Source organism: Bacteroides sp. AM37-9 (assembly GCF_003603455.1).
In the GTDB taxonomy this organism is placed as follows: domain Bacteria; phylum Bacteroidota; class Bacteroidia; order Bacteroidales; family Bacteroidaceae; genus Bacteroides; species Bacteroides xylanisolvens.
This window is the reverse complement of sequence record NZ_QTNF01000025.1, coordinates 79521-88064: the sequence shown is the minus strand read 5'-3', so window position 1 is coordinate 88064 and position 8544 is coordinate 79521. Positions and strand designations below refer to the sequence as shown.

At 42.5% G+C, this 8544-nt stretch carries 6 protein-coding genes and 1 riboswitch; of the genes, 5 read left to right on the top strand and 1 reads right to left on the bottom strand.

From position 1 onward, the window contains the following. Positions 1 to 233 precede the first annotated feature (233 nt). A riboswitch (cobalamin riboswitch) is annotated at positions 234 to 445 on the bottom strand. 125 nt (positions 446 to 570) lie between these two features. The 5 genes from DW862_RS17025 to DW862_RS17005 all read left to right on the top strand — a co-directional run bounded on the left by DW862_RS17025 (position 571) and on the right by DW862_RS17005 (position 5621). Next, the gene (locus DW862_RS17025; protein ID WP_178287198.1) at positions 571 to 1704 is read left to right on the top strand and encodes an ABC transporter substrate-binding protein; all 1134 of its coding nucleotides are present in this window, start codon (positions 571 to 573) and stop codon (positions 1702 to 1704) included. Then, positions 1701 to 2717 (top strand): iron ABC transporter permease, encoded by a 1017-nt coding sequence (locus DW862_RS17020; RefSeq protein ID WP_120069511.1) that lies wholly within the window; start codon positions 1701 to 1703, stop codon positions 2715 to 2717. The genes DW862_RS17025 and DW862_RS17020 overlap by 4 nt, the downstream gene beginning before the upstream one ends. Further along, positions 2714 to 3469, top strand: a complete 756-nt coding sequence (locus DW862_RS17015) for an ABC transporter ATP-binding protein (protein ID WP_004313546.1) — start codon at positions 2714 to 2716, stop codon at positions 3467 to 3469. The genes DW862_RS17020 and DW862_RS17015 overlap by 4 nt, the downstream gene beginning before the upstream one ends. Before the next feature lie 204 nt (positions 3470 to 3673). Continuing rightward, entirely contained in the window at positions 3674 to 5023 is a 1350-nt protein-coding gene (locus DW862_RS17010) for an MATE family efflux transporter (RefSeq protein ID WP_120069508.1), read from the top strand. Positions 5024 to 5042: 19 nt separating this feature from the next. Then, positions 5043 to 5621 (top strand): Crp/Fnr family transcriptional regulator, encoded by a 579-nt coding sequence (locus tag DW862_RS17005; RefSeq protein WP_120069505.1) that lies wholly within the window; start codon positions 5043 to 5045, stop codon positions 5619 to 5621. 182 nt (positions 5622 to 5803) lie between these two features. On the opposite strand, the gene DW862_RS17000 is transcribed toward DW862_RS17005, so the two are convergent. Beyond that, on the bottom strand, positions 5804 to 8542 hold the full coding sequence (locus DW862_RS17000) for a GH92 family glycosyl hydrolase (RefSeq protein ID WP_120069525.1): 2739 nt from the start codon (positions 8540 to 8542) through the stop codon (positions 5804 to 5806). Positions 8543 to 8544 lie beyond the last annotated feature (2 nt).

Genomic DNA, 8544 nt, shown 5'->3' with positions numbered 1-8544 from the left:
TCTTTAGACTGGCTAAGATTTATGCATACCCCCAATGATTATCGGGTGAGCCAACTTTCATAGGGTTACAGCAAGGATGCAATTTTCTACATACTCAAACCAATATACGTACTTCTCCCCCGTATAATGGAACATTCAAAAAGGCATATTTCTCCTTTCTGAAACTTCACATCAGCAATTAAAGATGTATTTTGAATTAAAAACTGCACTCTTCAAACTCTAATCCCGGAAAGTTTCAAGAATTCAATTTTGGCAGGTCTTCTGACTTACTCCATTTTCCTAACGCCCTTCCCATCTCTCCAAAGCGAGACAGTGGATTTGAGTATTGTAGGAAAACTTCTGGCGGAGCTTACAGCAGCGGGTCTGTTCAGGATTTACACCTGATTCCCTTTTCACCATTCTTCCGTAGCATCGGACGAATGACACCAAAATTTCTGCGGCAAAGATACATCAAATAGAAACAAATCAGAAGAAAATTCTAATGAAAATAAAAACAAACTAATAATTAGTCCTATCTTTGCCACTCGAGAGCATCCACTAATCTTTTTTCTAATTAAAATCTGTATAAAAGTGAAATCTCCAATCTTAACCATCGCGCTACTATGCCTCTTCTTTTTGGCAAGCTGTATATCACGTAATAAAACATCTCTGGAGAGATTCAATCAGGATATATATACTCCCGAATACGCTTCCGGATTTAAAATCCTGGGGGCAGACAATGCGGCCAGTACCCTCATTCAAGTTTCCAATCCATGGCAAGGAGCACAGGACGTGAAAATGTCCTATTTCATTTCGCGCAACGGAGAGCAAGCTCCTGCAGGTTTTAATAGTCCTGTCATTCCTGCCGGAGCCAGAAATATCGTATGTATGTCTTCTTCCTACATCGCCATGCTCGATGCATTGGGAGAACTCAAACGTATTGTCGGAGTATCCGGCATCAATTACGTGTCTAATCCTTACATTCTCGCCCACAAAGATTCAATCAAAGATATGGGAGCGGAAATGAATTACGAGTTGTTGCTGGGATTAAAGCCGGACGTCGTACTATTATATGGTATTGGTGATGCTCAAACAGCTGTTACAGATAAATTGAAAGAATTAGCCATACCTTATATATATATGGGAGAATATCTGGAAGAATCTCCACTGGGAAAAGCCGAGTGGATGGTTGTTCTTTCCGAATTGATTGACAACCGGGAGAAAGGGATTGAAGTGTTCCGGGAAATCCCGAAACGCTACCATGCTTTAAAAGCTCTCACCGACTCCATCAGCCAACACCCTACCGTCATGTTCAACACTCCATGGAACGACAGTTGGGTAATGCCTTCCACCCAAAGTTACATGGCACAGTTAATCGCAGACGCGGGTGCAGACTACATTTACAAAGAGAACAATTCCAACAGTTCAACTCCTATCGGTTTGGAAACAGCCTACGAACTGATACAAAAGGCAGATTATTGGATCAATGTAGGTTCGGTCACCACATTAGATGAATTAAAAGCTGTCAATCCTAAATTTGCAGATGCTAAAGCCGTCCGGGAAAAGACAGTCTACAACAATAACCTGCGACTGACATCGACAGGAGGCAATGATTATTGGGAATCAGCAGTTGTTCGTCCTGATGTGGTGTTGCGTGATCTAATTCATATTTTCCATCCGGAACTCGTTTCCGATTCACCTTATTATTACAGACACCTGGAATGAAACAATCCCGCAGACGTACCGCTCTATTATTCACCGCATTAGGAATAGTTGCCATTCTGTTACTATTAGTAGATATGGCAACAGGAGATACTTTCATCCCTATATCAAAGATAGGAGCAATACTCACCGGGGGTGAATGTGACGAAACCACCCGCAATATAATTCTCTCCATCCGCTTTATCCGCGTCATAGTGGCTGCATTGATAGGTATAGCGCTTTCGGTTAGCGGTCTGCAAATGCAGACAGTTTTCCAGAATCCGCTGGCAGATCCTTACCTGCTGGGAGTGAGCTCCGGGGCGGGTCTTGGAGTGGCATTGTTTATACTAGGTGCCCCGCTTCTCGGTTGGACAGATTTTCCCTTTCTGCAATCAGTCGGTATTGTAGGTTCGGGGTGGATAGGGACTTCCGTCATACTGCTGGGAGTAGCCATCATCAGTCGAAAAGTAAAAAATATATTAGGTGTACTGATTATGGGAGTCATGATAGGTTACGTGGCGGGAGCTATCATCCAGATATTACAATACCTAAGTTCTGCAGAACAACTGAAAATGTTCACACTTTGGGCTTTGGGCTCACTTAGCCACATCACGACAGGGCAATTAACAATTATGATACCAGTAATATGCATAGGGTTGCTGCTATCCATCGCCTGTATCAAATCACTGAATCTGTTGTTGCTTGGTGAAAATTATGCACGCACCATGGGAATGAATATCAAGCGCTCAAGAACGCTTATTTTTATATCTACAGCGTTACTGACAGGAACGGTTACAGCCTTTTGCGGTCCGGTAGGATTCATCGGGCTGGCTATCCCACATATCACACGGATCCTGTTTGACAACGCCGATCACCGGATATTGATGCCGGGTACGATGCTGACAGGGTTGATCGGGATGCTGATTTGTGACATCATAGCCAAGAAGTTTCTGTTGCCGTTGAATTGCATCACTGCGCTATTGGGTGTTCCGGTTATTTTATGGGTAATAGGTAAAAACTTGCGTATATTCAAATGATTCAACTAAAAGATCTGACATTAGGATACGAACAACGTATATTGCTGGAGAAAGTTTCCACCCATATCACGGGCGGGCAACTTGTCGCACTGCTCGGACGGAATGGTACAGGAAAAAGCACGCTTCTCCGTGCCATCATGGGGTTGGAAACACCTAAAAACGGAGAAATCATCCTGCATGGGAAAAACATTGCTTCACTGAAACCGGAGAAATTAGCCCGAAAGATTAGTTTTGTAACTACCGACAAAGTACGCATCGCCAACCTGCGTTGTAAAGATGTAGTCGCATTGGGACGTGCTCCTTATACCAACTGGATCGGACAATTACAGGCGGAAGATGAGAAAAGAGTGGTTACTGCCATGCACCTGGTAGGAATGTCCGATTATGCAGAAAAGACAATGGATAAGATGTCCGACGGAGAATGCCAACGAATCATGATAGCACGCGCACTTGCACAAGACACACCTATCATTCTTCTTGATGAGCCTACTGCTTTTCTGGATTTACCTAATCGCTACGAACTCTGTCTGCTACTGAAAAAGCTAGCGCAAACGGAAGGAAAATGTATCCTGTTTTCCACACACGACCTGGACATTGCCCTGTCTCTCTGCGACACGATCATGCTGATTGACAACCCACAATTGTATAGTCTCCCCACAAATGAGATGATTACGAGCGGACATATAGAAAGACTATTCCGAAACGAATCTGTGACATTTGATGCACAAGCAATGAAGATAATCATCAAATAAAGTCCAAAGAGACTTTATTCCGTAACATACCCTCCTTCAGATTCGCAAACCAATGGATATAGGTTTTCATCGCCCCCTCGTCGAGACGAATATCATAACTTTGTAAAAATCCAACAAATGGGATAAAATTACCAAATGGTAATTTTTATCTTCTTTCAGACCCCTACCTTTGCACCCGATTTAACAAACAAAAGATAGAAAGTTATGAAAGATAGTATTGATTTCGGCAGTATGGACGTTTCCATGTTATTCCGCAAATTATTGGTTCCTACAGTACTCGGAATGGTTTTCTCGGCTATATTCGTCATCACAGACGGGATATTCGTAGGGAAAGGAATTGGCAGCGATGCATTGGCAGCCGTCAATATCGCGGCACCATTCTTTATGATTGCCACCGGAATCGGACTGATGTTCGGAATCGGAGGATCGGTAGTTGCCTCCATTCATTTATCGCAAGGGAAAAATAAGGCGGCAAGCATCAATATAACACAAGCTCTTATTTTCTCTTCACTCATTATATTAGTGATGTCTGTGTTGTGCTGCCTATTTGTAGAACCATTGGCACAATTGCTCGGCAGTTCGGAAAAGCTGTTGCCGCTTGTGATAGAATATATGTTATGGTATCTACCATTCCTGGTATTCTACGAACTATTAAGCACAGGTATGTTCTTTATCCGGCTGGACGGTTCGCCCAACTATGCCATGATGTGTAATGCCGTTGCTGCCATACTCAACATTATCTTAGACTATATTTTCATTTTCGAGTTTGGCTGGGGAATGATGGGAGCCGCCTTCGCAACCAGTCTAGGAACCATTGCAGGGGGATTAATGACTCTAATCTACCTTCTACGATTCTCTCATAGCATCCGTTTATACCGCATTAAATTGAGTATAAAAAGTCTGATGCTCACCTTCCGCAATGTCGGTTACATGATAAAACTGGGAACCTCCGGTTTCATCAGTGAGGCGTCTATCGCCTGTATGATGTTTTTAGGAAACTATGTTTTCATCCGCCATCTCGGAGAAGACGGAGTAGCAGCATTCAGCATTGCCTGTTATTTCTTCCCCATCATCTTTATGGTCTACAATGCTATTGCACAATCCGCACAACCGATTATCAGCTACAACTTCGGAGCCGGACAACCCGATCGTGTCAGAAAAGCGTTGCATCTTGCCTTCCGGACAGCTTTAATCTGTGGAATCTGTTTTTTCATCATCACTGTGCTATGCAGTCAGAATATCGTTTCATTATTTATCGACCGCAGCTATCCCGCATTTGACATAGCGGTAAAAGGAATTCCATTTTTTGGAATCGGATTTATTTTCTTTGCGGTTAACATGATAGGAATAGGTTACTATCAAAGCGTTGAACGGGGACAACGAGCTACGATCATCACTCTTCTCCGGGGAATTGTATTTATGTTGATAGGTTTCTTTACCCTTCCTCCGCTTTTGGGTGTAGCAGGTATTTGGCTGGCCGTACCATTAGCCGAGTTATTAACAATGCTTTATATTATCGGAATTTATTTCAAAGATCGCTTCATGGTCCGCTGACGATGAGTATCTTTGCAGCATGGATACATTCATTGAAAAACTTTGCAATAAATATAAGGTATCGAAAACTGATATACAGACTTTACTGGGCTGTATGGAAGAAGTGTATTTCAAAAAGAAAGAATTAATTGTACGCGAAGGAACCAGGAATAACAATCTTTATTTCATAAGAACAGGGATCTGGCGGGCATATTATCATAAAGACGGAGTAGATACCACCATTTGGTTTGCTTCAGACGGAGAAGCTGCCTTCTCCGTCTGGGGATATGTAGATAATGCATATTCGCTCATCAATATCGAAGCAATGTGTGATAGTGTAGCTTACTGTATTTCCCGGACTGCTCTGAATCAACTATTCTCCTCCTCTATCGGACTCGCCAATCTGGGACTTCACCTGATGGACCGTCAACTACTTTTACAAGAAAACTGGCTTATCAGCTCCGGAAGTCCGCGGGCAAGAGAGCGTTATCTTACTCTTATCAAAGAGACACCGGAACTATTGCAATATGTACCTTTAAAGCATATAGCCTCCTATCTATGGATCACTCCGCAATCATTGAGCAGGATTCGGGCAAAGATAGCGTCTTCTTCTCTTTAATAGACGCCGTTTCCTTTTCCATATCCAAACAAATCAAATTTTATCCTTCCAACGCATCTCCAGCCTCTTAAAAAAGTGGTTCTGTCAACATTATTAGTTATGACAAAACCACACCCAGTATTAATGCCAGAATCGACATTGTTCCAGTTATTTAATAGAGAAATAGCAACTTTCTATTTCAATTATAAATCTGAGTCCGGAGCCAAATATTTAAGCTTTCCCCACGATTTATTGGGCTGATTACCTAGCCATAACTCAAGCTTTCCTCCTTTGGCAAAGTCTGCATGATCAAATTGTGCATAATTCCATTCCACATTGTTCAATTGCGCACGTTGGATATAACAATTTTCAGCAGAATTATTGTGGGTAGTTATAGTAAATGTACTTCCTTCATAATAATTTTTATTCAATTTGATTGTAATCTTATCAAAAATAGGTGAAGTAATATCATAGTATGGAGTATCAGATTCCGTCCCTGTTACACTAAATAGTCCAAGTGCCATCAAAGCACTGACACCTCCCATTTGACCTTCATCTTCATCATGACCACCGTACCCTTTATCTGGAGTAATTCCCCCATACGCACGTTCTTTTACCTGACGCACCCAATATTGTGTCAACCAGGGTTTTCCACCATAGGTAAAGACGTGTGCATTAGAACATCCGGGCTGATTAGCATAACTTACGTATCCTCCACTGTAAGCATAAACAAAATCTAAATCCTTTGCCTGCTCAAATGCAAAATTTAACTTCTCACAAAACTTATCAGCACCTCCCATCATCTTTACCAACTTAGGTAGTTCATGAGACAAAGACCAGGTGGCCTGCCAGGAATTAGCTTCCACCCAACCGCTTCCACTCAATCCATCCTGATGCAACCATTCACCATTTCTCTTTTTCGGAAATACCAACCCCTGTTCCGCATTGAATAAAGGAGTCCATGCTCGTGAACGTTTTTCAAACATACGCGCTTCCGAGCGTTTTCCCAACCTTGCAGCCATCCGGCTTGCTCCCCAATCTTGAAATGCCCATTCCAGAGTTTTGCTTGCATTGTCCGGACAATAACCATGACTGATATAAAACTTTAAATCATCAGCACTCTCATAGCTCATCATTCCGCCAGGCATATGATTACGTTTTATGACATCAAGTGTATGCAAAGGATCGGCTTTTTTCATAATTCCTTTCATATATGTGCTTACCAGTAAACTAGTAGCCGGACAACCGATCATAATAAATGAATATCCACCCGAACATGCCCCACGAGGCAACAGTTTTCCATTATCAGCATACTGAACCAGACAAGCAGATAAATCATCCATGACTTCGGGCCATGCCAGCCCCCATAAAACGTTCAAATTCCAATGTGTCAACCAAAGCCCGTCAAAGCCATACATATTAAACTTCGGTTTTCCATCGGCTGTAAGCGGAAGACGACGTACCTTCATAGGTTCAGACGTACGTTTATTGACGTATTTATTTCCGGCATAATCCGGATAATAGCCATTCACATCATTTATTTTATGCCGTCCTAACAATACATGCCAAAGGTCAGTATAGAACTTGATACGTTGAGCATCCGTACCACCTTCAACAGCTATACGTCCTAAAGCCTCATTCCAGATTGAACGGGTTTCTTTACAAACCTTGTCAAAATCCCAATGGTTCAGTTCCGCATCCATATTGGCTATTGCATTGTCTACACTGGTATAGGAGAGTGCCATCTTAAAAAGCAACTCTTCAGCATTTAGCTGTCCAAAGTTCAAGACCATACCTGCAGCATTCCCCGCAATGGCCTCAACATCGGGCAAGACGCCCTTCTCATTCCATCCGTCAATACTTTTTATAGGGCGGTTACAATCTAGTACAAAACTTATTTTTATGCTGTCCGGACCGCCCCAGAAGCGTTCTGTTGTGAAAAATTCTCCAACAACACGTGTATCGCTGACACGCAGTAAGGTAGCTTTATCCATAGAGCAATTACCCAAAACACTACCTACATCCACCAATAATTTGGCATTTACATTTTCGGTATAATTCAAACGATAGAATGTAGCCCGCTCTGTTGCCGTATATTCCACCCAAGTCTTATATCGGTCCAAATACAGACGATGATAGCCTGGCTGAATTATTTCACTTTCATGTTTAAAAGGCGATTTCCATCCTGCCATACCTTCAGTAGGATTTATTTCCCCTACAACCGGCATTATGTTCGGACCGGAAATCATCCACTCATTTATTTGAGAGAATCCCAAGATATCCGGAAAATTATAATTGTATCCGCCACCTCCCTGATTTTTATTGCGGGTAAAAGCATGAGCAGCCACCATACCAAAGGGACGTCCTCCCGGAGTACAGAAGAACCATCGTCCCCGGGTAGTTTCAATATAAGGGTCAACCCACTCCACATAGTCAGTTTGATCACCATGTGCGGCAAAAACTTCGATTTCAGACAACCCCAAATTCTTTCCATTACCGTCTGTTGCTTCAAAACGAATCCATTTCACCTTTTTCTTAGGAAAAGAGATACTTTTCGGACTTCCATCATTGGGAATAGCTGTTACACTAAGCTGAGATCCATCACTAAACTGAAGAGTTCCACCGGCAAGATGTTCAGCAAGAGACACACGGTCATATAATACCACTCGATCCACACACACTTCTTCATCCCATTCCAACTGTGCCCACGGAGTATACATGACTCCCCACGATGTAACGCTCCCCTTGCAAGCCCATTCGCCCTTATCACCATACATTATTTTACCGTCAACCAAGTTGTTGGCAGCATAATTTTCATTCAACACATTAGATACCGTGACGTGCGCCCGTGGAGCTATATTATCTTGTGCTGCCTGAAGTACAAGAGTACTGCTACACCATATAGCAGCTACTGCTAATCCTTTTATTAAGTTCTGATTCATCA

Coding starts and splice junctions, on each gene's coding strand:
- DW862_RS17015 (WP_004313546.1), top strand. CDS start 2,714: ATGATTCAACTAAAAGATCTGACATTAGGATACGAACAACGTATATTG.
- DW862_RS17000 (WP_120069525.1), bottom strand. CDS start 8,542: ATGAATCAGAACTTAATAAAAGGATTAGCAGTAGCTGCTATATGGTGT.
- DW862_RS17005 (WP_120069505.1), top strand. CDS start 5,043: ATGGATACATTCATTGAAAAACTTTGCAATAAATATAAGGTATCGAAA.
- DW862_RS17010 (WP_120069508.1), top strand. CDS start 3,674: ATGAAAGATAGTATTGATTTCGGCAGTATGGACGTTTCCATGTTATTC.
- DW862_RS17020 (WP_120069511.1), top strand. CDS start 1,701: ATGAAACAATCCCGCAGACGTACCGCTCTATTATTCACCGCATTAGGA.